14 protein-coding genes are annotated in these 25,782 nt (G+C 64.9%); 8 read left to right on the top strand and 6 right to left on the bottom strand.

Annotation, left to right across the window (positions count from 1 at the left end):
- Positions 1-14: 14 nt before the first annotated feature.
- Genes ACWJ6R_RS08285 through ACWJ6R_RS08270 form a run of 4 tightly spaced genes read right to left on the bottom strand, consistent with a single transcriptional unit; the run spans position 15 to position 4,949 of the window.
- Positions 15-1,022, bottom strand: a complete 1,008-nt coding sequence (locus ACWJ6R_RS08285) for a DNA cytosine methyltransferase (protein ID WP_449061626.1) — start codon at positions 1,020-1,022, stop codon at positions 15-17.
- Positions 1,019-1,870: a DUF6339 family protein gene (locus ACWJ6R_RS08280; RefSeq protein ID WP_449061625.1), complete on the bottom strand. Its 852-nt coding sequence runs from the start codon at positions 1,868-1,870 to the stop codon at positions 1,019-1,021. Before ACWJ6R_RS08280 ends, ACWJ6R_RS08285 begins: the two co-directional genes overlap by 4 nt.
- Positions 1,867-2,826, bottom strand: a complete 960-nt coding sequence (locus ACWJ6R_RS08275) for a hypothetical protein (protein ID WP_449061624.1) — start codon at positions 2,824-2,826, stop codon at positions 1,867-1,869. Before ACWJ6R_RS08275 ends, ACWJ6R_RS08280 begins: the two co-directional genes overlap by 4 nt.
- Positions 2,823-4,949, bottom strand: coding sequence for a helix-turn-helix transcriptional regulator (locus ACWJ6R_RS08270; protein ID WP_449061623.1), 2,127 nt, complete (start codon positions 4,947-4,949; stop codon positions 2,823-2,825). The genes ACWJ6R_RS08275 and ACWJ6R_RS08270 overlap by 4 nt, the downstream gene beginning before the upstream one ends.
- A gap of 459 nt (positions 4,950-5,408) precedes the next feature.
- Between ACWJ6R_RS08270 and ACWJ6R_RS08265 the strand changes: the two genes are divergently transcribed.
- The 5 genes from ACWJ6R_RS08265 to ACWJ6R_RS08245 all read left to right on the top strand — a co-directional run bounded on the left by ACWJ6R_RS08265 (position 5,409) and on the right by ACWJ6R_RS08245 (position 19,226).
- Positions 5,409-10,097 (top strand): DEAD/DEAH box helicase, encoded by a 4,689-nt coding sequence (locus tag ACWJ6R_RS08265; RefSeq protein WP_449061622.1) that lies wholly within the window; start codon positions 5,409-5,411, stop codon positions 10,095-10,097.
- Positions 10,094-12,019, top strand: a complete 1,926-nt coding sequence (locus ACWJ6R_RS08260) for a UvrD-helicase domain-containing protein (protein ID WP_449061621.1) — start codon at positions 10,094-10,096, stop codon at positions 12,017-12,019. Before ACWJ6R_RS08265 ends, ACWJ6R_RS08260 begins: the two co-directional genes overlap by 4 nt.
- On the top strand, positions 12,003-15,209 hold the full coding sequence (locus ACWJ6R_RS08255; RefSeq protein WP_449061620.1) for a helicase-related protein: 3,207 nt from the start codon (positions 12,003-12,005) through the stop codon (positions 15,207-15,209). The genes ACWJ6R_RS08260 and ACWJ6R_RS08255 overlap by 17 nt, the downstream gene beginning before the upstream one ends.
- A 1-nt stretch (position 15,210) precedes the next feature.
- A complete protein-coding gene (gene drmB, locus ACWJ6R_RS08250; RefSeq protein WP_449061619.1) occupies positions 15,211-17,082 on the top strand; it encodes a DrmB family protein in 1,872 nt (623 codons plus the stop codon).
- Positions 17,083-17,144: 62 nt separating this feature from the next.
- A complete protein-coding gene (locus ACWJ6R_RS08245) occupies positions 17,145-19,226 on the top strand; it encodes a UvrD-helicase domain-containing protein (RefSeq protein WP_449061618.1) in 2,082 nt (693 codons plus the stop codon).
- A gap of 4 nt (positions 19,227-19,230) precedes the next feature.
- On the opposite strand, the gene ACWJ6R_RS08240 is transcribed toward ACWJ6R_RS08245, so the two are convergent.
- On the bottom strand, positions 19,231-21,309 hold the full coding sequence (locus ACWJ6R_RS08240; RefSeq protein ID WP_449061617.1) for a DNA translocase FtsK: 2,079 nt from the start codon (positions 21,307-21,309) through the stop codon (positions 19,231-19,233).
- A 120-nt stretch (positions 21,310-21,429) separates the two neighbouring features.
- Between ACWJ6R_RS08240 and ACWJ6R_RS08235 the strand changes: the two genes are divergently transcribed.
- Entirely contained in the window at positions 21,430-21,852 is a 423-nt protein-coding gene (locus ACWJ6R_RS08235) for a very short patch repair endonuclease (RefSeq protein ID WP_449061616.1), read from the top strand.
- Positions 21,853-22,133: 281 nt separating this feature from the next.
- Positions 22,134-22,916: a transposase family protein gene (locus tag ACWJ6R_RS08230; RefSeq protein ID WP_449061627.1), complete on the top strand. Its 783-nt coding sequence runs from the start codon at positions 22,134-22,136 to the stop codon at positions 22,914-22,916.
- A gap of 170 nt (positions 22,917-23,086) precedes the next feature.
- On the opposite strand, the gene ACWJ6R_RS08225 is transcribed toward ACWJ6R_RS08230, so the two are convergent.
- On the bottom strand, positions 23,087-24,205 hold the full coding sequence (locus ACWJ6R_RS08225) for a hypothetical protein (RefSeq protein ID WP_449061615.1): 1,119 nt from the start codon (positions 24,203-24,205) through the stop codon (positions 23,087-23,089).
- Between the two features lie 373 nt (positions 24,206-24,578).
- Here ACWJ6R_RS08225 and ACWJ6R_RS08220 point away from each other — a divergent pair.
- On the top strand, positions 24,579-25,782 hold a 1,204-nt coding region (locus ACWJ6R_RS08220; protein ID WP_449061614.1), incomplete at its 3' end, for an MFS transporter.

The following is a 25,782-nucleotide window of genomic DNA, read 5'->3' as shown; positions in this document are numbered from 1 at the left end:
TGACCTGCACCGGCTCACCCGCTCGTCTCAACATCCGAGAACTCCGTCAGCCCTGCCCTCATAGCAAACGCGATCCGCCGTCCTATCGCAGTGGCTAGAGGTGGGGGGAACACCTGGGCCACCTGCTTGTACCGGGCGGTCTTGCCTCCGGTCACACGCCATTCGGGCGGTAGGCCCTGTAGGACGGCTACTTGATCAACCGTGAGTTTTGGCAATCCATGGCGACCGACACCGGGGTCGAACGTGAAACCGGGGTCAGGGACATCATCGGCCAGGCTCGCCCCATCGACGCCCAGTTCTAACCACAGTCGTTTCGTTCGGGTGGGTCCAAGGTCGGCCCCGCCGTGGTTCTTGGATCCGCCCACGATCGTGGGCGCCACCCGGTTCGCCGACAAAGCCCACGCGTCGGCGTCTGACCATCCGTTCCTTCCCATCGAATCGCGGAGGGCCTTGCCCACTGTCGGTGCGGTGCTGCTAGGTGAGGGCCACTCGAAACGTGCGAACTCTGCGGGAGCCATCGCGATGATGATGCTGCTTCGACGGTTCTGAGAGACACCGAAGTCCTGAGCGTTCATGACTCGGCAGTCAATCCGGTAGCCGAGGTGCCGTAGTTCGTCTTCGACGAAGGACCGGGTCTCCCTGAACTTTGGGCTCGTCAGCAGGTTGGGGGTGGTCTCAAGCATGATTGCCCGTGGTCGGACGTCCATCGCGAGAAAGATCGCCGTTCTGAGCATGTCACGGCTGTCCGCCGTGCCGTGCTGCTTGCCCGCTATGGAGAAGGGTGCGGAAGGTACACCGCCGGAGAGAAGATCGACGTCGGAGACGTCATCGTGCTCGGTGCCGACGAAACCTTTGAGGTCCGCCTTTAGCACCCGCCAGTTTGGTCGGTTCGCCCGAAGTGTGGTGCAGGCATGTGGATCATTGTCGATGAGCATAACGGGATCGAATCCCGCCTGTTCCAACCCGAGTGCCTGACCTCCGGCACCCGCACAGATCTCCAGGCTTCTGAAACGCCGACTCACTCGGCGGCCTCCCTCTGTTCCGCCCGACCGCGCACTGGGGCCTCTGCGAACAGCCTCTCGAAGAAGGGCACCAGAACCTCCACTGCTCGGGACGGAACTCGACCGTCGTCCGGGCCGTCCGGCAATGAGTCGTACGGCACCAGCACGCCCGCCAGGTCCTCGATCCAGTCCCGGTAGGAGTCGGCATCCTGGATGGCATCGGGCGCGAGGGACTCGTACGTGATGGTGCTGCCCGCCGTGTTCACCGCTTGTGCCAAGGCGTTGACCTCGCGTCCGGTCCGGACCGTACCTCTGGACAGGAGTCGGAGGATAGCTTGGGCCGTGGGCCGGTGCAGGATCACCTCAAGGCGGAGGACCGTGTTGAGAATGTCCTGGTTACCGCAGGCGACCACGACCGGCTTGTAATCGGAACCGTTGCGGAAGAGCTCCGCCGCCCACCACAGTCGGGCGAACACCTGGGAGTAAAACGGCCCCGAGAAGCGTCCCCGGTTGACGGTCGGAGTCGGTGGCCGTCCCGGATGCCGCCAGAACACATAGTCGGGGGCCACCCGCAGTGCCAGATGGTTCCAGATTCGAGAGTCCGAGGCTTCACGACGGGTCAGACGCAGGGTGGCGTGCAAGGTCGGAGCCAACCATGCGTCGGCAGAGGTCCGGGACTCCGGCTCGAAGCGCTTCATGGCCTCGTCCACGAGTTGCCGGACCGGTTCGGCTCCCCATCGTCCTGGTTGAGCCATCCGGTCAATGGCGGCGATGGGCAGGGGCTCTCTCTGCTCCAACACGGCCGATGTGAGGAACTTGGCCGCAGCTTCGTCAGAAAGGAAACCGATCCGATCAGGGATGCTGTTCACTCGTCCTCCCCTCCGGTATGGCGCAGCGTGCGGATGAGACCGCCGAGATTCCGCGGCATGCTGGCCTGTTTGCCTGCCGCGTGCAGGATACGAGTCTGTAGATCGCCGCCGCCGTTACCTGTCCGTCGTCGGTTCATCACCTCTACGAGCGCGTCGTCAGGGGAGTGCTCGGAGAACAGGTCTGGGAGCATCCGTCGGAGCACCGAATCACGCCACCCACCCGGCCACTCCGGGATGTCACCATCGTCCTGATATATCGCTGCGTTGAACAGAACAGCCCACACGTCCATGGCGATCTGGGCGGCGAGCGCGTCACGTGCCGCCCGGTCCGCGGCTCGGCCGCTCTCAAGCAGACCTTTCAGGCCTTCAAATCCACTGTTCAGATAAAGGACGGGCTCTTCACCCACTGCTTCTAGCGTCCAGGGATCGTTCTTGAAGGGGTGCAACTGCGGATTGCCCTCGTCACCGAAGTCCGCCCAACGGCTCCGGATCTCCTCACGTCGCGTGGGAGTGCGAGCCTGAAGATCAACGGTCCAAGGAGCCTCGGTAGTCGCGATCACGCGACCCGGAACGTCGTCGACGATGGCGACCAACTGTCCGATCAGCTCGACTCGGGCCAAATGGTGGTCATGCTGAAGCTCGACCTCACCGGCCCACTCACCGGGCCGTTGCCAAGCGAGGGACGTCGCCGTACGGGTGTTGGTACGGCGCTCAGACAGCATGATCAGGCACTCCATGCCGACCCAGGGGCCAAGCCGAAGTTCCTGCTCAGAAGCACGAACCGCCACCGACAGTCTGGCGGTTCGCCAGTTGTCCCCGCCGATCTGGTGCAGCGCCACGACCCGCTCCGAAGTAGAGATCATTTCGTACGGGAGAGCTACGTCGTCCAACCTGACCTCACGGACTTCCAGTGACACGTCACCCGCTACGACCTGGTAGGGAAGGATCCGCTTCATCGCATGCCCTCCTTCGCCCGGACGAGGTCGACTTCGATGCCGGCCATTCGTGCGGATACCGGGTGGCTCGTCACATCGCTGACTCCTGCGAACACGGCGCTTCGGGCACCCTCCTCACACCGCAGATTGCCTTCGTCGGTCACCTCACAGCGCGACTCGGCGGTGATTCGTGCCCACTGGATGTCGGGTCGTGGTCCTGAGCGCGTGGTGAAACGCAGCAACGGACGGAGCAGCCAAGGATCATCGCGTTCTGGCAGCTTGACCTCGACCCTGATCCGCCAGGCGCCGTCCGAGTCGATCGACCCCGTGGCACTCTTGACCGTGGGGTAGCCAGGGCTTCGAGGTGTGGGCGGAGGATCGAGCCGTAGCAGCTTGCGCAACACGGCCGGTGTCTCCTCTTCCGAGACACGCTCGCTAGGGCGAACGGCGTCGCGCACGTGTTCGAGCATCGCCTTGCGAAATTCCTTGAGGCGCGTGGCGGCACCGCGAGCGTAACTCGATGTGAGGTCTTCAGTCTGCTTCCAGTCGTTGTGCTCAGGCGGCTCGGCGGCACGGAGGAACGCCTCGGCCGACTCGGCGTCCGTACCAAGAGACCGAGTGGCCTTACCCGCGAGTAGTACTGCCTGGAACCGCATGGCGCCCAACGGCACATCGCTGACGGTGCGGTCCAGCACAGCCATCCGGCTGCCACGCATACAAACCAGTCGATTCGGTTTCTCGTCATCATCACTGGTCGGCGTGACCAGTAGGACCGCTTCGTGCGTGACTGGTTTGGTCTTTTCCGCGCCTTTGAGTGGCGGCAGGGTGAGCGGAATGGGAAGCGCGACGACGTCGTCAGCTGCGGTGATCTGCGAGACGGTGTTCCCGTCGAGGAATGCCTGCACGGCACGGCTCCGAGCGGGTTCGTAGCGATGCGGGTCGACGCGTTCCTCGGCGACGGCGACCTGACCGTTCCGAAAGGCCTCGACCGAGGCTTCCAGCATCGGAACGGAGTCACGACCGGTCACCATCGATGCCCAGAATCCGGTCGCCAGCCCTCGGACCAGAGCCTGATGCATCCCTTCCAGGTCCGTTGCCTCACCCGATGGATCATGAGCGCCGACGATCAGGAAACTGGTGCCGGGATCATTGCTTCCTCTCGTGAGGTAAAGCTCCTCCGCGGTGCGTTCACCCGCCCACCAGGACCGAGCCGCGCCTCCACGGAACGGGTCGGTTTCTCCGAGCCAAGCGGGCCCCGCGTACTGCATGCCGCAGATCTCATGCCAGGGGAGATCAAGCCGGCCGATGAGGCGACGATCGCACCGGCCCTCGTGTGGCTCTGAAAGAGTGCTGTTCACGATGACCAGGCCGAATTGGCTGGTGGCCCAGAGGGTCGCCTTGCCCAGACCGTAGGAACCGCCCGCCGAGCCCTTCTTGTGGCTGTCGAGCTGGCGGCGCACCACGGCGGCGAAGCGACCGTCGTCGTATTCGGGGCCGGTCAGTCCGCTGGCGTTGTAGTCGTCGATCCGCAGCAGCAGCAGACTGCTCCGCTCGTGGAGTTCGCGCAGGCCGTTGGCGAGAACCCTGCCCACTTTCTGCCCAGTGTCCGCTGCGGCCTGGAAGTGCGGCATGAGGTCGTCCCAACGCAATGCCTCCTGCAGTCGACGCAGTCGTTCGCCGGTGACCTCATGGAGGATGAATCGGACCCGGACCGGTCGGCTCATGTCGTGTCGTTCATCAAGGCTGTTCTGCGTGGCCTCTCGAGCCAGAACGGTGAGGTTGGAGTCGAATGCGAAGGCGGCGGCATTGCCTAGCTCGCGGCCTCCATCGGGATGCGCAGGCCGGTGATGCCAACCGATCGAGCCGGCCGAGTCGGGTGCTTCGTCCCGGGTGGCGGACGATCCTGTGGCCAGCCCGAGAATCTCCTCGATGGCCTGGATCTTCTCGATTCGAGGTGTGGCCCGGCCGGTGATCCAGGCTGAGACGGCCGCGCGGGTGACATCGAGTTCGGCTGCGAGCTCGGACTGGCTCATTCCCCTGCGCCGCAGCTGCCGGCCGAGCCATATGCCGAAAGCCTCTGGCTCCACCGGGACGTCACTGTCATGCTGTGTCATCAGCGGACCTTCCAGGCGGAACGTGTGCATTTGACGCCCAGGATACCGTCAAACAAAACTTGACACCACCAGAAGTTGATCTTCCCTATGGTTCGATCTGTTGGGCGTGACCCGCCACGGGCCAAGGGGGCGCCCTTCTGTCGATCTTCACTCTCCTTCTCGGCCTCCCCGGGGGATGGTGTCGTGGCGGGTGCGCTCTGGCCTCATGTGGAAGATTATTTCCTTTGCCCCCTTGAGTATCAATCGATAGATATGCCAGCATTACTCCATCTCGGATGGCAGGTAACGGCAAGATCTGCCTAAGGGGTGAGTTGTTCCCTTAATCGTCGTCCACCCCCTGCTTCCAAGTGTGTCCCGCGACGTATTTGACTAATTTTTCACCTGCTTTGACCTGATATTTGCCAAAAATTTATTCGGCATGCCTTCATTGGTCGATTTCCTATCCCTCGGCATCCCTTAAGGCTCCGTCTTCCCAGGAGTTGATCGCTTATGAGCAACCTCGCGCCATCCATTCTTCAGCTTGTCATCGGGCAATCCGCCCGTGTTTTGGAGACCTACCGCATCGATCCGGGCCTCATCCAGGAACATGCCAACGGTGAGCGGCGCATCAAGGAAGGCGGGTACGGCGACCGTCAGGTCTACGAGCTGGTCCAGAACGGTGCTGATGAGTTGCGCGGCGATCCAGGAGGGGAGATCGCCGTTGTTCTGACCAAGAGCCATCTCTACTGCGCGAACCAGGGCTCTCCGATCACTCCTGAAGGTGTGGACACGATCCTCCGCATGGGTGTCTCCCGGAAGCGGGGTGGACAGATCGGACGCTTCGGGGTCGGGGTGAAGTCCGTGCTGAGCGTCACCGACATGCCGGAGTTCTTCAGCAGGGAGGATGACAAGAGCTTCGGGTTCGACCGTGAGTGGTCCGATCGGCGGATCAGGGAAGTCCATCCCGACGCCAAGGAGATTCCGGTGCTGCGCATGGCCCGGCCGATCGACCGGGATCGAGCTGCCGCGGCGGATCCAGTTCTCGGTGAACTGCTGGAGTGGGCCACCACTGTCGTACGACTTCCCCTGAAGCCGACGGCGGTGAACCGCCTCGCCAAGGACTTGGTTGAATTCCCCGCGGAATTCTCGTTGTTCTCTCCTCATGTCGGAACGGTCACATTGGAAGACCGGAGATCGTCGAAGGTCGTCAAGCGACAGATTTTTCAGGAGGTGAGGGGCGAGCAGCGACGGCTGCAGACGGTCAAAACTCCTGGAGGAGAGGTGACCGATCACTGGCGGGTCTTCTCACGGACTCATCGGCCCTCCACCGTGTCCCTTGAGGAGGCGGGTGAGCTCCACGACCGTCCCGAGGTCGAGCTCTCCTGGGCCGTGCCCGACAACGCCGGCGAGGAAAGTCGACGGGCCAACAAGATCGGTGAGTTCTGGGCCTTCTTCCCGACCAACTACAAGACCACGGCACGTGGGATATTCAACGCCCCCTGGAAGACCAGCGAGGATCGGCAGAATCTCTACAGTAGAAACGCGTTCAACGATGAGTTGATCGAGGTCATGGCGGACCTCGTCGTCGACTCACTGCCGGCGCTGGCCCGGGTGAACGACCCCTGTGCCCATCTCGACAGCATGCCGGCCCGTGGTCGAGAGGAGCCCCAGTGGGCGGCGGAGGACCTGGTCTCGAAGGTTTGGTCGATCGCCGCCGCCAAGCCGACCCTCCCTGACCAGAACGGGGAATTCGGCACTGTGGCCACGATTCGGTTCCATCCGGAAGGACTTCGTCCTGAATGGCTGGCGTTGTGGGCCGACCACTCCGGTCGGCCCACGAACTGGTGTCACCACTCTGTGGAACGCACCAAGCAACGGCGCGACAGCGCCAACCACATCCTTGCGGCGGCCGACGTCTCTCGAGCGTCCATCTGTCAGTGGCTCGAGGCTCTAGTGGAGGACAAGTCGCCCCGAGCGTCCGCCAGAGCGATCAAAATCGTGGCTGGCATGAAGCGCTACGAACCGCTCATGGCCGAGCAGGCGATGAGGGCGAAGGTCATCCTCACCGAGTCCCACAGGCTGGTCGCGCCTTCCGACGTTGTCTTTCGGCGTAGCACCAGCGACGGCCTTGCCGACAACACCACCTATGTCGCCGAGGCCGTCTACGCTGATGACGCGAACGTCGTCTCGGCTCTCGACACGATCGGAGTGCACGAGGCCGACTATCCTGGCCGCTTCGCCTCAGTTGTGGAGCGAGGATTCAGCGACTACACCGACGGCGAGTGGATCTCGTTCTGGAAGCTCTCTCGGTTGGCCGGTCCCGCGGCCGTCCTTTCCGCGCTCAAGGCCGGGAATGTTGTCACCTCCAAGGCACTGAAAGTGCGGACAAGGTCGGGAGAGTTCCGCCGGATCCGTGACTGCCTGATGCCTGGAAAGGTGGTTCCCGCAGACGGATCTCGGGACGGGAAGATCGCTGTCGATCTCGAATTCCACAGCCAGGACAAGCCGATCCTGCGTGACCTCGGACTGCGTGACGGGCCGGTGTCGAGCATCGACCCACGTGATGAGCCATGGTTCGCGGAATACGCTGAGAGCCGGTGGAAGCGTTACCGTCGTACTCCGGCAGGGAAGGAGACATCCTTCTCCCAGTCCGCCATGAAGCTCGACGGCACCAGCCCTGCTGGTCCGTTGCACTTCCTCACGGAGCTGTCCCAGGAGGGACGGGACGCGTTTCTCCGGAACATCCCTGAGCTCGGCCTGGTGACCACCTGGACGATGCGGGTCGGTAGGCAGACGGCAGCCGCCCGTCAACCGGTCATGTCCCCGCTGAAGTGGGTTGCGCGGACGTACGGCTACCTGCGGACCTCGAAGGATCTGCGACAGGTCACCCGCTGTGTAGGCCCACAGCTTCTCCAATACCAGAGCGTCCTGCCGGTGGCGAACGTCTCCGTCGCCTTGGCGGACATGCTGGGACTTCCCGGCGACCTGTCGGACATACGTGCTCCGCTCTGGGCGGAGCTCGTGGAGGAGGCGGCGGGGTCCGAGGACGACACCTTCCCCGGCAAGGTCTACGCGCTGTTATTCGAAGCCGGTGTGGAGGAGTGGCCTGCTGGAGTAACGACCCGCTGCCGGGTCGGGGACGAATGGCGCAACGACGTCGAGGACTCCGACATCGTCGTTACAGCGAGTCACGTGGAGTACGAGGTGCTCGTTCAGGAGCGCCTGCCCGCTCTCCTCGTGCCGACAGAGCAGGTGGCGGCGCGGATGCGGGAGCACTGGAAGATGCTCTCCCCTTCGGACGTGATCCAGAAGGAGCTCCGCTGGGTCGGGCAGGCGGAGGCCGTACCGCTGATCGAGGAGTTCCCACATTTGAAGATTATTAAGCGGAACCAGGTTGATGGCTGGTCGCTGATGCACTGCGGTGAGCTGGCGGAGATCACCCGTACCCCGAACGGGATGCGCTCCAGTGTGATCCCCTCTGCGGCCCAGGCTCAGGACCGCGTGGTGTACGTCCTCAAGCCGGAGAACGACCTCGCGGCTCTGGCCGAGGTCGACCGTGTGCTCAAGCTCGATCTCGGAATGAACGGCTGCAGGCTTGTCCTGGACCGCCGCGAGCATCAGCGTAAGAACGAACGCCTTCAGCGTGCTCGCAAGGCCGAGAGCGCCGCCGAAAAGCTGCTCGAACTGGTCGGCGCGGAGGCCCTCAAGAAGGGACTTCCTCAAGGCCTGCTGGAGACCGAGATCGCAGAGAAGGGGAAGGCTGCAGACGATCGGCGCATCGCGGAACTGGCGCATAACGCCTACGGGCCGGACTCTCTGCGTGTCTATCGCAAGGACATTGAGGCAAATGTGCCTGAAGCGTCGGTGGGATTCCGAGGTGACACCAACTCGCTCCGGCTCGTGACTGAGATCGGTTTCTCAGAGTCTTACGCGGGGACGAAGAGCGAAGCCCTCCGTCCCGTCGAGATCGTCGGCGGACCAACCGCCTACCCACGGCTCCACGACTACCAGGAGAAGCTCGCGACGAACATGTTCGAGCTGCTCACCAGTTATAAGGCGCCGAGGGCCATGCTCTGCCTGCCCACTGGTGCGGGTAAGACCCGAGTGGCGGCCGAAGCTGTGATTCGGGTCATCAAGGAGCGAGGTCTCGACGGGCGGCCGGTGCTGTGGATCGCGCAGACGGGAGAGCTGTGTGAGCAGGCGGTACAGAGCTGGTCCTTCGTGTGGTCGAAGGTCGGGCCGGAAGAGCGCCTGACCATCAACCGCCTCTGGGAGAGCCGGGAGGCCACCGCGGTCAAGGAGACACCGCACCTCGTCGTCGCCACCGATGCCAAGCTTGAAGCCTGCCTGGACAAGAACGAATACACCTGGCTTCGGGACGCGGCGATGGTCATCGTGGACGAGGCCCACGTATCGATCACTCCCCGATACACCAGCCTGTTCAAGTCGCTCGGGCTGACGCACCGGGAGTCCACGCGGCCGCTGATCGGGCTCACCGCGACACCGTTCCGCGGGTTCAACGAGGAGGAGACCCGCCGACTGGCGGATCGGTACAGCAGATACCGACTGGACGAAGGAGTCTTCGCTTCCGAGCCGTACCGCGAACTCCAGGAGCTGGGGGTGCTGGCGAGGGTCGAGCACCGGCAGCTCCCTGGCGCGACCTTCGAGCTGGACGCGAAGGAACTGGAGGAGGCCGCCGGGTTCCGCGGAGGCCGACTGCCTTCTTCAGTGGAGGAGAAGCTGGGGTTGGACAGCGAACGGAACCGCATGCTGATCAACGAGATCAAGCGTCTGCCTGAAGACAGCCCGGTGCTGCTGTTCGCCACCTCGGTGAATCACGCGAGGATGATGGCGGCTCTGCTCAAGGACCGAGGCATCTCGTCCGACTTCATCGATTCGACCACGCCTGACGTCGATCGGCGCGCACGCATCGAGAGGTTCCGAAAGCGGGAGACCCGGGTTCTTACGAACTTCGGCGTGCTCGCACAGGGATTCGACGCACCCGCGACCGAGGTGGTCATCGTGGCCCGCCCGACCTATAGCCCGAACGTCTACCAGCAGATGATCGGTCGTGGTCTGCGCGGCCCGAAGAACGGCGGTAAGGAGACCTGTCTGATCCTCGACGTGGCGGACAACATCAGCAACTACGACAGGAAACTCGCCTTCACCCAGTTCGAACACCTGTGGGGTCGGCGGTGAGCGGCACCTACGAGGACACTTCTCCGCTCACCCAGGAGCAGGAGACGGTGGTGGCCCGGCCTGCGGATGCTCTGCTCCTGGTCACTGCCGGGGCCGGCGCGGGCAAGACCCACACTCTGATCCGGAGACTGGACCGGTTGGTCGCGGAGGAAGATTTGAGTGCCGGAGAGATCCTGGTGCTCACCTTCTCCCGGGCTGCGGTGCGGGAACTGCGCGGCAGGCTCGTGCGGCATGGGGAATCGGCGCGTCATGTACGGGCACGAACCTTCGACTCCTGGGCACTCGAGTTGCTCACCCAGATCGACGCCGATGGCGATTGGTGGAGCCGGTCCTTCAACGCGCGGATCGACGGCGCGCGACAGGCGATCGAGGACGGCCTCGCGGATGAGCTGTACGAGGACCTGCGCCATGTGGTCATCGACGAGGTGCAGGACTTGGTCGGTGGTCGGCGGGAACTGGTGGAGGTGCTATTGGAACGTTTCGACTGCGGGTTCACCGTCGTCGGAGACTCGGCACAGTCGATCTACGGGTTCACGGTCAAGGACGAGGTACAACGGGCCGGTGAGACCAACCGGTTCTTCGACTGGCTGAGAGCGACCTTCGGGGAGGAACTCGTCGAGCTCCACCTCACGCGGAACTTCAGAGCGCGCAGCGACGATGCCAAGGTGGCACTTGGGTATGGTCCTCGGCTCAGATCGATCGCTGAGACCAGGAGCGAAGACGGTGGTTCGTGTTACGAGGACCTGCGAGCCGAACTGAAGCACTGTCTTGACTTCGGCGATCTAGACCAAGACTTCGCGGCCGGTGCCCTCACCGGTTACGAGGGTACGACTGCAGTGTTGTGCCGTACCAACGGCCAAGCACTGGTCGTCTCGGAGAGACTGCATGAGATCGGTGTCCCACACCGACTGCAGAGGTCGGCCCAGGATCGGGTCGCCCCGGCCTGGGTCGGACTGCTCCTGCGACGGTGTGATGCCTCCTTGCTGAGCAGGTCTCGTTTCGATGAGATCGGTGCGGAACTGCCGTTGCCGGATGACGTGGCTGTGGACCAGCTGTGGCGGTTGCTGCTTCGGACGGGATCCGACAGGAGTGGGAGACGCAGTCTCGATCTCGGACGGCTGCGTGCTGCGATCTCTGCTGGACGGCTCCCGGACGAACTCACCGCGCAACCGCGCGCACAGTTGGTGGTCTCGTCGTTTCATCGGGCGAAAGGGCTGGAGTTCGACCGGGTCCTGGTCGTGGATCCTGGGTCTCTGCAACCTGTGGAGACGAAGCCCAAGAAGGGCAAGCCTGCCCGAGTGGTCGATCCCGCAGAAGAGGCCAGGATGCTCTATGTGGCCATGACTCGGCCTCGCGATGAGCTGTACTGGCTCCGTTCCCTGGACATGAGCAACATCCGGCAGGACAAGGACATCCGTAGATGGGCCCGTTACTTCTTCCAGTACTGGGTCCGCAAGGGCGTGGAGATCGTCGGTGGGGACGTGCACACCGAGCAACCGGCGGGAACACGTGACTTCGAAGCGGAACCACCCGAGGTGCAGGACTATCTCGCCGCCAAGGTACGAGCAGGAGACGAGGTCACCCTGGAGCGGTTGCATCCCGAGGCGATCGGCCTTCAGGAGAGTCCACCGTATCTCGTCATGCATATGGGCAGGCCGATCGGGACCACATCTTCCCGGTTCCATTCCGATCTCTATCGGCATCTGAAGCTCAGCGGTAACTACGAGCCCAGAAAGTGGCCCCGGACCATCACCGGGATTCGGATCGATGCGGTCGAGACCGTCGCCGGCAGTGAGGCCGCCGGCGTCCGCGGGGGACTGGGGCCGTACGGCGTGTGGCTCGCTCCCCGGTTGGTCGGTCTAGGTCATTTCGTCTGGGACAAGAACGAGCAGGAGGAAGAGCCCGATGTCGCGACACAGTAAGCACTACCGGTTCAGGGAAGAACTCGTCGACCGGCTCCGGCTGGACATACTCGGCCCCGTCGGTGGTGAGGAGGAGATCCTCACTGACGCGCCGGTCACCATGTACGCCACCGGAATCCTCTTCCCTCGGGACGCTGACGACGAGCGCGTCTACGAGGAGCATGCGGAGCTCGAGGACGACCAGGCATCCGACGCCGCCGCGGTGGACGATGTCCCGGACACGGGAGTCGCCATGGCGAACCGGCAGTTTCCTTCGTCCATGGGCCTGACATTCGGCGTCGATCCGACGGAGTCCTCCGTCATCATGGTGACGGTCACCGCGGCGATGTACGAACCGATCGACAAGACGGGGCAGCCGGTCAAGGCCCAACGGGCGGCCCGCCGCACGACCGAGGAACAGGACCTGCGGTGGCGGAGGCGTGTCCTGGAACTCGATCCGGTCCCCGTGGACATCACCTCTCCGAGGTCGGTCGCCGAAACTCTCGCGCCTGGGGTCGAACTGCGACTCAGGATCAGGAGCGCCGACCCGGGGACTGGAGCGGTCGCCGTGACGGCCGCCCTGTTGAACGTCCTTGAGGTCGACAAGTACGACCTCAAGGACGCTCACTGCCTGTTTCAACCGACCATCCACGTCGCGGGCCCGGACGGAACCAAGGCGCTCGTGGAACGGCCCGTACCGGTAGGCGCGGACGAGGACGAGGTCCTCGTCAACAGTCTTCTGTACCGGCACATGCCTGCCTTCGCTATCGGGCATGGATGCGCCGCCGACTGGGACTGGACGCCTCCCGCGCCCCGGGACGAGGAACTACTCAAAGGGCGTCCCGGGGCGGTGGCCGCGGTGTGGACCTCGTTCGTCCCCACGAAGGAGGTGCTGCTGACCGATTCCAACCCGGAGATCGACATCCCGGGGTTGGAGATGCTCTACCTCGCGGAGGCCAGCACGTCGGACGTGATGAACACCCTCCGGCGGTTGGTGGAGGGATACCGTTCCTGGATCACCGAACGGGCCGAAGAAGCCAGGCTTCTCCGCTCGACCTCCTACGGGAAGGTTGCGGAGGAGCAGATCAGGCAGTGCGAGGAAGCCTGTGACCGGATGGCCGCGGGAATCGAGGTGCTCCGTCAGGACTCGGTCGCCATGACCGCCTTCCAGTACGCGAACCGGGCCATGGCCGTGCAGCGTGGCCGTACCAGCTGGATCAAGGCGGGCCGACAGGGCGAGATTAAGTACGACGGACGGTGGCGTCCATTCCAGCTCGCCTTCATGCTGCTGTGCCTGGAGGGCATCGTCGATCCCGACCATGACGATCGCCGTAAGGCCGACCTGCTCTGGTTTCCCACTGGTGGTGGAAAGACCGAGGCGTATCTGGGGATCATCGCGTTTACGGTGTTCCTCCGCCGAATGCGCAAGGGCGACTCCGGCGGTGGTGTCACCGCTCTGATGCGCTACACACTGAGGCTTCTCACTCTGCAACAGTTCGAGCGGGCCGCCGCCCTCATCTGTGCCATGGAGATGATCCGGCGGGAACGGCCGAACGACTTCGGGAACGAGACCATCTCGATCGGCATGTGGGTCGGGGCGGCCGCCACCCCCAACAAGCTGAAGGAGGCGGCGACCGCTGTCGATCGGATGCGTGCCGGTGAGAAGGTCCACACGGAGAACCCGGTGCAGTTGTGCAACTGCCCCTGGTGCGGAACCGCGATCGACGAGCATCAGTACGACATCGACGTGACGACCTCGCACATGCGGATCTTCTGTCCGGCATCCGAGTGCGACTTCCGAGACGCGCTGCCGGTCCACGTCGTCGATGAGAGGATCTACGAGGTCCGTCCCACGTTGGTCATCGCGACGGTCGACAAGTTCGCCCAGATCACCTGGAAGGACGAGGTTGCGGCGCTGTTCAACCGGAACGAGGGGAGCACGGCGCCGCCTCCGGAGCTGATCGTCCAGGACGAGCTGCACCTGATCTCCGGTCCGCTCGGTAGTCTCACCGGTCTGTACGAGACCGCGATCGACATCGCCTGTGACGAGCCGAAGGTCATCGCTTCCACGGCGACGATCCGTCGTGCGAAAGAGCAGGGTGAGAGGCTGTTCAACCGCGAGGTTCGGCAGTTCCCGCCAGCCGGTCTTGATGCCCGTGATTCCTGGTTCGCGGTGGAGACGCCGGCCGAGGAGAAGGCGTCCCGTCGCTATGTCGGACTGTTCGCGCCCAGCTCCAGTCAGGCCACGCTGCTGGTCCGGGCTTATGCGGCGCTGCTGCACCATGCGGCCGACATCGAGGGGGACGAGAAAGTCCGTGACGCCTACTGGACGCTGATCGGCTACTTCAATAGCCTCCGGTTGCTAGCAGCGGCGGAACTGCAGGTTCACGACGATGTCCAGGACCGGCTGCACCTCCTGGCCGAGCGGAACGGCGGAAAAGCACGGTTCGTCGAGCTTCCCACCGAGCTGACGAGCCGGGTGAATTCCAGCGACATTCCCCAGCGACTGAAGGATCTGGAGCGGGGGTTGCCCAATGGAGACGTCTTCGACACCGTTCTCGCCACCAACATGATCTCCGTCGGCGTGGACGTGGACCGGCTGGGCCTGATGGCGATCACGGGTCAGCCACAGACCACCGCCGAGTACATCCAGTCGAGCAGTCGCGTGGGCCGGCAACACCCAGGGCTGGTCGCGATGCTCTTCAATGCGAGCCGTTCCCGGGACCGTTCGCACTACGAGAGCTTCGTCTCCTACCACTCGGCGCTTTACCGGCAGGTCGAAGCGACCAGCGTGACTCCGTTCTCCGCCCGTGCTCGGGACCGGGCCCTACACGCGGTCCTGATCGGGTTGGCGCGGTTGATCCACCCCGAACTCCGCCCGAATGGGGCGGCGGCTCTGGTGCGGGACCACGAGCATCGGCTGGAGGCGCTCAGGGATCTGATCCTGGCCCGGGTCGCGGCGGTCGCGCCGGAGGAGCTTCAGGGCACAACTGAAGACCTTGATGACACCATCAACTGGTGGATCAAACTGGCCGAGGGGAACCCGGAGTTGGTCTACTGGGCGAAACCCACGTTCAAACGGAGCGTGAAACGGTCGAGCGACGCCGCGCTTCTGCGTAGCCACTCCGACGAAGACCTCGATGACGCCTTTCCGACTCTGTGGAGCCTGCGCGACGTCGACGTCGAATCCGACCTCTATCTGGAGAAGTGACATGGCGCTGCGCAACCGTCGCACCGGTGCTCGCAAGAACGGTGAACAGGAAATCACGAGCAAGCCCGTCGGTGGGGTACGGCGAGCTCAAATGATCACCACCTATGGTGTGGGCGGGATGGTGGCCATCGAGGACCAGTCGTACATCGTGAGCGGCCTGGACACGTGGAGAGTCCGCCCGTCGGGGGTCATCTACGAGCCTCGGCTCCAGCACTGGCTGGGCGTTTCCAAGTTCCAGCTGCCTCCAGCCGACAAGCCGTCATCCGGCAACGGGGTGAAGATCAGGATGTTTCCTGAGATTTACTCCTGCCCCGGTTGTAACCGATTGCAGGAGTTCAGAAAATTCGGCTCTCCGGCGGGCAAGAGCCTCTGCGGGGCCTGCGAAAAGGCCCTCGTGCCATCCCGATTCGTGATCGCCTGCGAGAACGGGCATCTTGATGACTTCCCGTATTTCTCCTGGGCCCACAAGAAGAGCGCCTCCGGTGGGGGCGCGCACGAAGGAGAGCACCAGCTCAGCCTGCACAGCACGGGTCGAACGGCCTCGTTGCGCTCGGTAGTCATCAAGTGCAGTTGTGGCGTGCGCCCCGTGTCCTTGGAGGGTGCTTTCGGCCGTGCTGCCATGGAGTCGTTGGGAATCAAATGCAAGGGTCGTCGCCCCTGGCTCGGGCGAGGAGCGGAACAGCCTGGCTGTTCGGCCGTGCCCCGGACGCTTCAGCGAGGCTCCTCGGCCACCTGGTTCCCGATCAACCGTTCGGCACTGTCGATCCCGCCATGGTCGGAGACCCTGCAGCAGCGGCTGAACCCTTATTACGACGGATTCAGCGGACTCATCGATGACAGAGTCTCCGAAGCCGCGATCCTGAACAACATCAAGCGGTCGGGAATCCTGGACGACATCCGGTTCACGGCGGAGGACATCCTGGAAGCCGTCAGACGGAGGCGGGAGCTGGAGTCGAGTGCCGGTCCCGACTCCGATGAGTCGGCCGCGTTCGAGCCCGCGAACGACCTGAGACGTCAGGAGTACGAGAAGCTGTACGACGGGACGGTTCATGTCGATCGGGGTGAGGACTTCGAGTGTGTTCAGCCCACACTGGACCCGTCCGCCGCGCTTCCGTATGGTGTCGAGAAGTCGATGCTGGTCAAACGGCTGCGTGAGGTGCGTGCACTCCAGTCGTTCACCCGGGTCGAAATGCCCGACCCCACCAATACGGATCTCCGGAAAGCCGCGCTCTCCAGGGCGCACGTCGACTGGTTGCCCGCCATCGAGATCAGCGGTGAGGGCGTCTTCCTCGCCATCGACCAGAAGAAGCTCCACGAGTGGGAGAATCGGTCGGGTCCGGTCGAGCGTGCCGAGAGGATCTGGCGTAACCACACCGCGCAGTTGCGCCGACGGATCGGTGACGGCAAACCGACCGAAAGCGTCCGCTCTCCGATCACTCCTCGCTATGTGCTGCTGCACACCCTGGCGCATATCCTCATCAATGAGTGGACATTGGAGGCCGGTTACCCGGCGGCGGCGCTCCGCGAACGCCTCTATGTGTCGGACGACATGGCTGGCGTGCTCATCTACACCGCCACCAGCGACTCTGAGGGGAGCCTCGGTGGAGTGGTAGCACAAGGCGAGCCCCGACGTCTGTACAGCTCGTTCGAATCGGCTCTCGCCCGCGCCACCTGGTGCTCGCAGGACCCGCCCTGCATCGAGTCGGAGGCCCGTGGTTCGGAGAGCCTCAACCTGGCAGCATGCCATGCCTGCGTACTGCTGGCCGAGACCAGTTGCGAGTCCAACAACGTCTTCCTGGACCGAGCACTGATCGTCGGCACCCCCGAAGACCCGTCGACCGGTTTCTTCTCCACGGTGAACGGGCTACGGTGATCAACCGCTGTCCGGCTCCTTCCGAGCCGGACAGCGGTCCGCAGACGAAGAAGGGGGCTGGCGTGGCCAGGCTGGGCATCCATCGGGACTTCCTCCAGGACCTGGTCCGCCTGGAACGGCCGATGCAGCAAAAGGTCGTCGAGACGATCCTCAAATTCGAGCAGACCTCGCACGCCGGCGCCCACCTGGAGAAACTCAACCACGTTCGCGACGACCGGCTGAAGAGCATCCGGATCGATCTGAAGTACCGCGGCATCGTGCTGGCCCCTGAGTCCGGCGACCAGTACACGTTGTTGAGGGTGGACAATCACGACGAAGCCTATGCATGGGCGCAACACCGCCGGGTCTCCGTCAACACCGCCACCGGGCACATGGAGATCCGCGACACTCAGACGATCGACGCCACCATCCAGCGGCTCTCGGCGGAACCCGAAGCGACCGTCCAGCCGGTGTTCGCCCATGTGTCGGACGCCGATCTGGTACGACTCGGTGTCGACGACCAGATCCGGAAATTCGCCCGCATGCTGACCGACATCGGGATGCTGGAGGCCCTGGAAGGACGTCTTCCTCAGGTCCAGTACGACGTGCTGATCGGCCTGGCGTCCGGGATGTCACCCGAGGATGTGTGGAATGACATCGTCGGATCGGTCAAGCCGGAACGGTACGACCCGGACGACGTGACCGCCGCAGTCCTGCGCATGCCGGACAAGGTGGCGTTGGTCGAAGGCCCCGAGGAGCTCATGGAGTTGTTCGACAAGCCCTTCGCCCGTTGGCGGGTCTACCTGCACCCCACTCAGCGAGAGACCGCCTACCGTGCCTACTCGGGCTCCGCCCAGGTCATCGGCGGGCCAGGAACCGGTAAGACGGTCGTCGCCCTGCATCGGGCTCGACACTTAGCGGCACGAGGCGGACGGGTTCTGCTCACCACCTTCACCACGACGCTCACCCGCTCGCTGGCGGACTCCCTTCGTCTGTTGGAGAAGGACGACGAGGTCCTCTCTCGCATCGATGTACTGACCGTCGACCAGGTGGCGCGGCGAGTCGTCGAACAAGGACTCGGCAGGTTCACTCTCCTCCAGAACGAGGAGGAGCGAGCCATATGGCGCAGGATCATCCGCAGGCGCGAGCTCGACCATAGCGAGACGTTTCTCGCGGAGGAATGGCGGCAGGTCGTCCTCGCCCAGGACGTGACGACCTTGGACGGCTATCTGACCGCTCGGCGTATCGGCCGTGGCAGACGTCTGGGCCCACTGCAGCGGGCGCAGATCTGGCGAGCCATCTCCGAGTTCGAACAGGAGCTGACCGAACGCAACGCCCGCACCTACGAGACCGTTTGTGCCGCCGCGGCCCGTCTCCTTGTCGAGGAAGGCGGCAAGCCGTACGACCACGTGGTGGTGGACGAAGCCCAGGACTTGCACCCAGTCCGTTGGCGGGTGCTGCGATCCGCGGTCTCCTCGGGACCGGACGACGTCTTCCTGGCCGGCGACACCCACCAGCGCATCTACGACAATCGGGTGACACTCGGCTCCGTCGGTATCCATGTGGCCGGTCGTTCCACCCGGCTGATGATCAATTACCGGACCACAGCGGAGATTCTCTCCTGGAGCGTCGCCATGCTCGCGGGTGAACAGGTTCTCGGACTTGACGACGAGCCGACCACGTTGGCGGGCTGCCGTTCCGAAGTCCATGGCATCCGACCCCAACTGTTCGGCGCCACCACCAAGAACGCCGAGCTGGAACACGTCGCGGAGACCGTACGCGACTGGATCTCAGCCGGAGTCCGGCCCGAGGAGATCGGGATCGCGGCCAGATCAGGTCCGCACGCCCAGGACACGGTCACTGCCCTTGCCAGAGCGGGTATCGCGGCCTCTCATCTGACCAGGGACAAGGACATCGTCGAGGGGCACGTCCAGACGATGACCATGCACCGAATGAAAGGCCTGGAATTCCGCTGCGTTGCCGTAATAGGTGTCGGCGCCAACCAGGTTCCCTCCAGCGGGGCGATCCGGCCGCTGGAGGAGGATGCACCGACCCACCGGAACGACCTGCAACGGGAACGGTGCCTACTGTTCGTCGCCTGCACGCGGGCCCGGGAACGGCTCTCCGTGTCGTGGTACGGCGAACCCAGTCCGTTCCTGAACTGATGGATCACCCCTGGCGTCGGCAGTGGTCGGTCACTGCCGCGATCTCCTCGTCGGAGACCTGTGCGAGGTACAGCAGACTCGGCGGGTCTCCTCCACCCGGTCGGAAGAGCGCCTCCCCTGCGCGCAGGGATTCCGCGCCCGCGTGATCGAGTAGCCGAAGACTCGCCTCCGAGGAAGGAGCAGGGAGCCCGAGGCGGGACGGGACATATGCTCTGATCCGCGAGGTGAGCGTGTGCTCGTCAAAGTGAGCCGTACGCAGGACGACGTGGATCCCCACCGCCCGCCCCAACCGGGTGAGCTGGACGAGGGCGGTCTCGACCGGACCACGGGCCGCCCGCACCACCTCGGCGAGTTCACCGATGACCAGCAGAATGAACGGATGAGGAAGTAGGGCGTCTCCCAGGCGACGCAGCGGGATCGGGACCCGACCTGCGTAGACACCCTCGTTGTACTGGCCGACGGTGCGACATCCTGCGGCGGCCAGGTCATCGTAGCGACGGTCGAGTTCCGCGACGGCCCATTGCAGCGTCTCCACCGACGCCTGCGGTGTGGTGACGATCGGCTCGACCAGATGCGGGAGGCCCTCAAAGGAGGCGAGCCTGCCTGCCTGACCGTCCACAAGAAGCATCCGAACCTCATCGGCGCCCGCCTGCATGAGGACGGAGGTGATGAGCGTGTGCACCGGATCGGCCCCGGCGTTCCTCGCCGCACCTCCGATCAGTAGATGCGGGGCGCGTGCCAGATCCACCGTGACAGGCAGGCCGTCGATGTCGCGACCGAGTCCCACGAGCAACGGACTGTCGGCATCGACGGCAGGCACATCGCGGAGGACATCACCCACACTGATGATGTCCAACTTGGCGTGCGGAACCTCGACCACAACGGCTCGGACGTCGGGCAGCGGGGAAGTTGACCTGGGCATCGGAACGATCCGAACGGCGGTGTTCCCGACGGCCTGGGCGACCTGGGGGGCGAGGGCGATGATCTCCTCAGGGCTCACCGACGACCCCAACCGGATCTCGTATCGACTGCATGAGGGGCCTCGGACACCTCCGGTGACCTTAGCGTCCATGCTGGCTTCGGTCAGGACTTGACCGATGGCTCTCGCGGTGGCGTCGTTGTCGTCGGTACGGCGCCGCCCAGGCGAACCGGACTTCAGAAACTGCATCGGGGGCCGCTGATACAACTGCCTGGTTTTAGTAGGGCAGGGAGGCTCTGCGTCCACCAAGGTGACGGCCTTGGAGGGGATCGGCTTCTCCGCCCGCGTCTCAACGCGTATGGCCTTGAGACGCGCGACGACCTCAGAAGCCTTCTGTGGTCGTTTGTTCGGGTCCTTGGTCATGAGCTCGAGCACTAGTTCTTCCAGAACGCTCGGAGTCTCGCCGCGTATCGTGGACGGGAGCGTCGGCTCGGCTTCCGCGTGCTGGTACATGAGCTGGTAGACGTTTCCCCCGATGAAGGGTTGATCGCCTGTCAGCATCTCGTACATGACGCAGCCGAGGGAATAGAGATCGGCCCGCTCGTCCAGACGACCATTGAACTGCTCGGGCGCCATGTACGCGGCGGTGCCGATTCCAGAGGTCCCCTGCCCTACCGAATCCCGCTTGATCCTCGCTACTCCGAAGTCGCAGATCTTCGTCCGCTCACCGGGAAGGACCATGACGTTGGCGGGCTTGATGTCCCGATGGACGACGTTCTTGGCATGAGCGGCGGCGAGCGCATCAGCCAGCCGCTCGCTCATGCGGACGACCTTCGAGATCGGTAGGCCGTTGCGTGAGCGCGACAGCGTTTTCGCGAGGTCTTCGCCGGCCAACAGCTCCATCACGAAGAAGCGCCGCCCTTCGTGCTCATCGACATCGAACACCACGACGATGCCCGGATGCTGAAGCGCGGCACCGATCTTCGCCTCTGCCAGGAAGCGTTCGATCTTGCGCGGTTCGTCCGACAGGTGATCCGGGAGGATCTTCACGGCCACTTCACGGTCCAACCGTAGGTCGAACGCCTTCCAGACAACGCCCATGGCGCCTTGTCCGAGCCGCTCCTCCAACCGGTAGCGGCCGACCAGCGTCACCCCCTCTCGCACGTGCCCCCTCCGTTCAACTTGTCCTACTGCGAGACTATGGCGATGCTGTATCACGGTGTATGGGTTGCTGGCGACCCGAGCTCTCAATTTGGGCGTCCGGATCTCGATACGGTAGGTCACATGGCAGTCGAGAGGCCAGTTCGCGCCTCCAGTGAGGGTGTCCGCAAGAGCATGCAGGCCAACCGGGGGCGGGATACGAGGCCGGAACTCGCGCTCAGGCGTGCGGCTCACGCTCTCGGGCTCCGGTATCGAGTCTCTGTCCGTCCGCTGCCGAGTGTCCGGCGTACGGCGGACATGGTGTTCACCAAAGCGAAAGTGGCGGTCTTCATGGACGGATGCTTCTGGCATGGTTGTCCTGAGCATCACACCAAGTCGGCGACGAACGCAGAGTACTGGGCTGAGAAGGTTCGTAGAAATCGAGAACGTGACGCCGAAACGGATCGACTGTTAAAGGAATCCGGCTGGACTGTTATTCGGATTTGGGAGCATGAAGACCCTGTAGATTCGGCAAATAGGATCGCTTATTTGGTTCGGTGCAAGTGATGTCTATCCGGCGAGTTGTTTATGCTATAGGGGCTCATTTATCCATTTTATGGACTGTGTTTTCGGGAGGTGTCCTGTAGCGGCTATCCCTGGGTCATCCCTTGCTCGGGAGGTGAAGATCCGATGTGAGCCGCTCTTCAGTGAACCCATTTCATCCCCAGGTGGCAGGGCCGCTGATCACGACATGATCGCGAGTTGAGGGTTCGTCCTCGGAAGTAGAGAAGCTCCTGGTAGACGGGTTGATCACCACAATCAACGCCCGCTACAACCAGGAGCTTCGGATGCTGTTCTACCGTGCTGCCGTCGATTTGTCGCGTTCAACGCTGAACTACGTCGCCGGGCTCATCCGCCGCCACCGCAAGGTCATCGGATCGGTCTGGCGGCGGCTCAACCCCGGTCAGCAGGCCCTGCTGGTACTGGTTCACTTGCGCAAGGACGAGACGTTCGCCGAGATCAGTGCGGGATTCGGAGTGTCGGCAACGACGGCCTGGAGGTACGTGCAGGAGACCGTCATGCTCCTGTCGGCACGCTCACCCAAGCTCACCCACGCCTTACGGAAGGCCAAGAAGGACGGGCTGACCCACCTCATCTTGGACGGGACGCTCATCTGCACCGACCGCCTCCGGGCCGACCGCCCCTACTTCTCCGGCAAGCATCGAGTCCACGGCATGAACGTGCAGGTGATCGCGAGCCCGGACGGAACCGTCCTGTGGACGTCCGGCGCGATGCCGGGCAGTACACATGATCTGACCGCGGCCAGAGTGTGGGGCATCCTGCGCGAACTCGAGAGGGCGGGGATCCTCACCCTGGCCGATAAGGGCTACCAGGGGGCCGAGGCGACCGTCGTCATCACCCCGTACAAGGGCCGGAACAAGCCGCAGTCCCAGAAACAGGCCAACCGATCACACGCCAAGCTCCGCGGGCCCGGCGAGCGCGCGAACGCGCAGTTCAAGTCATGGAGGATCCTGCGCAAGCTGCGCTGCAGCCCCAGCAAAGCCGGCCACCTTGTCAAGGCCATTGCCGTCCTGCAGAACCACCGCGTCGCTCAAGGTAACCGAGGATGAAATGGGTTCAGTGTCCAGTCACGCAGGCGACGCATAAGGAATTCCCGCTCTCCAATCACGGCGGACACGGCGTGGCATCAGTCGGGGAATTCCGCGCCGGTGAGCAGGTGCGCCGCTCTTCGGCCTGGCCGTCCGCCACCGACCCCGGTCGCGTGCTCACGGAGTCACAGCTACAAGGCGAGGGTACGGCGGTGTTTCCAGGCGAGTTCGAGGACGGCCGCGCCGGCCGCCTGCATCGGTTCGTGGTGGACGTACCGGTTGACCGTCTCGTCGTCGAACGGGATGCCCTGCGCGCCGATGACGCGTCCCTCCTCGTTCGACGCGGTGACGTCGCCGAAGACCGCGTCGAAGGTGTCCGCCTCGATCACGGTCACCGCGAGGAGGTCGGTGGCGAAGGTGAGGGGGTCCACGCCCATCCCGAGGACCAAGGACCGCAGCCGGCCGTCGTCACGGGCCTCCGTCAGCTCCCGGTAGAGCGGCCAGGCCTCGTAGTCGAAGGCGTCGCCGTACGCCTCCGATCGGCCGAGGAACTCCTCGGCGTACTCGCGGACCACGCACTTCCACAGGTCGAAGTCGGCGGTCTCCGCGTGGGGCGTCTCCTCGGCGGGCTGGAACACCCCCACGGGCATGACCTGGTAGAGCCCTCCTCCGTGCGCGACCCGGGCCGGGTCGCGCCAGTGGAGCACGAACGTCATCGCGCCGGTACGGCTGTCGCGCCGCAGCGTCAGCATGGAGATCGCCGGGAGCGCGACCCGGGCGCGCAGGTCGGTGGGGTCGGCGACGAGCCGCCGGAAGGGGAGGTCCGCCTCTGCCGGAAGGACCGCCCCTGCGGGAAGATCTGTCCCTGCCGGAAGGTCCGTCCCTGCGGGAAGCCCCGCCTCCGCGAGGAGTCCGGCCGCCGCGAACTCGTGGGCGGCGGTCTCGCCGACGTCGACCCCGTCGAAGTAGCGGCCACGGGTGAAGCCCAGCTCCGGCCAGGCCACGTCGAGCAGCCGGTAGCACGTACGGTTCTCGAACAGCCGGGGCCTGTCGAGGGCCTCCATCGCCTGGGCGTAGGACGGCGTGCCCGGAGGGAGCGCGGTCGTGGCTTCCGGCTCATGACCGGTCACCGCCGGAGCGGGCGGCCGGTCGTCCCAGCGCAGGGCGATCCGGTGGAGGTCGACGGGCCGCGCCGGCGTCCACGCCTCCCTGGTGAGCAGGTGCGTCGATCCGACCTTGGGCAGATCGGGGTAGAGCCGGTCGGCGGCCCGCGCGAGCTCGTGCCGGTGCTCGTTGAGGTGACGGCGCACCTCGCGCCAGGTCGAGTGAGATCCGTGCGACCGCGCTCCCGCGCCCATCGACACCCCCGGAGGCGAAGAGTGAGGTTCCTGCCCGAACCCTACGACGGGAGCGGAAAGCCCCGACGTCTCCGGGGACGGTGTCGCACCACGGGTTGAGGCCGTTCGGCGGGGTCCGGCGGGCATCATGGATTCCGCGCCGGACGGCCCGTCGGCGCGGAACCTCATGGCCGGAAGCGCGCCTCCGGCCAGGCGAGCGGTGCTCCGGCAGCCGAGGAAGACGCTTCGTGACCGACATCGTCCCGCTGCGCAGGAACATGCGCTTCCAACTGCTCTGGCTCGGCGGCGCCGTCTCCCAGCTGGGTCGGAGCTCACCCGGCTCGCCATGCCGCTGCTGGTGCTGGCGCTCACCGGCTCACCGGGGCTGGCGGGCGTCGTCGCCGGTGCCCGAACCGTCGCCTTCGTCGCGGTCCAGCTGCCCGCCGGCGTCTGGGTGGACCGGTGGGACCGCCGCCGCACGCTGGTCACCGCTCAGGGGCTCCAAGCGGTCGTCTCGGCGCTGCTGGCGGCGCTGATCCTCACCGGCCGGGCGCAGGCCTGGCACTTCGTCGCGCTGGCGGTGCTCGACGGGCTGTGCGCCGCGTTCATCGGCCCCGTCCAGGACACGGCGATCCGCGGGATCGTCCCGCCGGGCCAGCTGCACACCGCCTACGCGCAGGAGGAGGCCCGCACCCACGCCGCCGGGCTGATCGGCCCCCCGCTCGGCGGCCTGCTGTACGGCCTGGGGCGGGCGGTGCCCTTCGTCGTCGACGCCGTCACCTTCCTCGCCGCCACGCTCTGCTACGTCCTGGCGAAGGTGCCGCGCCGCCCGGCGGACCGGCCGGACGTCTCCTCGCGGCCGGACGGCGGGGTACGGCCGGAGGCCGGGGAATGGCCGGACGGAGGAGAACGGCCGGACGGCGAGGCACGTGAGGACGGCGGAGAGCGGCGGCCGGCCCGGAGCGGCATGCGCCGGGAGGCGGGTGAGGCCGTCGCCTGGCTGTGGCGCCGGAAGGGCCTGCGGGAGGTCACCGCGGCGGTGATGGTCCTCAACCTGCTGGGCGGGGCGTTCCTGATCCCGCTGATCGTGCTCGTCGGCGAGCGCGGCGACGACGCGTTCACCACCGGCGTGGTCCTGGCCGGTCTCGGCGTCGGCGGCCTGGTCGGGGCGCTGCTGTCGGGCCGGATCAGCGGGCTCCTGCCGCCCGGCAGGCTGCTGCCGGTCGTCGTGGCGGTCTTCGGCGCCGCGCTGGCGGCCACGGCGCTGCCGTGGGGGACGTGGTGGCCGATGGTGCCGCTGGCGTTCATCACCCTGTCGACGCCTTCGCTCAACGTGGTGATGAACGTGGTGATCGCGCGGATGGTGCCGGAGGAGATGCTCGGCCGGATGGGCGCCGTCCTGAGCACGGGCGGGATGGCGCTCAAGCCGCTCGGGCCGGTCCTCGGCGGGACGCTGGCGGCGGCGCTGGGCGGCGCGGCGGCGCTCGTCGTGCTGGGCGGGCTGCTCGGTCTGACGGCCGCCGCGGCCGTGCTCAGCCCGGAGCTGCGCG

This window comes from Planomonospora algeriensis (assembly GCF_977012225.1).
The sequence above is the reverse complement of the archived record's forward strand: the minus strand, read 5'-3'. Positions and strand labels throughout refer to the sequence as shown.

Coding starts and splice junctions, on each gene's coding strand:
- ACWJ6R_RS08230 (WP_449061627.1), top strand. CDS start 22,134: ATGCTGTTCTACCGTGCTGCCGTCGATTTGTCGCGTTCAACGCTGAAC.
- ACWJ6R_RS08265 (WP_449061622.1), top strand. CDS start 5,409: ATGAGCAACCTCGCGCCATCCATTCTTCAGCTTGTCATCGGGCAATCC.
- drmB (WP_449061619.1), top strand. CDS start 15,211: ATGGCGCTGCGCAACCGTCGCACCGGTGCTCGCAAGAACGGTGAACAG.
- ACWJ6R_RS08255 (WP_449061620.1), top strand. CDS start 12,003: ATGTCGCGACACAGTAAGCACTACCGGTTCAGGGAAGAACTCGTCGAC.
- ACWJ6R_RS08270 (WP_449061623.1), bottom strand. CDS start 4,949: ATGCACACGTTCCGCCTGGAAGGTCCGCTGATGACACAGCATGACAGT.
- ACWJ6R_RS08275 (WP_449061624.1), bottom strand. CDS start 2,826: ATGAAGCGGATCCTTCCCTACCAGGTCGTAGCGGGTGACGTGTCACTG.
- ACWJ6R_RS08235 (WP_449061616.1), top strand. CDS start 21,430: ATGGCAGTCGAGAGGCCAGTTCGCGCCTCCAGTGAGGGTGTCCGCAAG.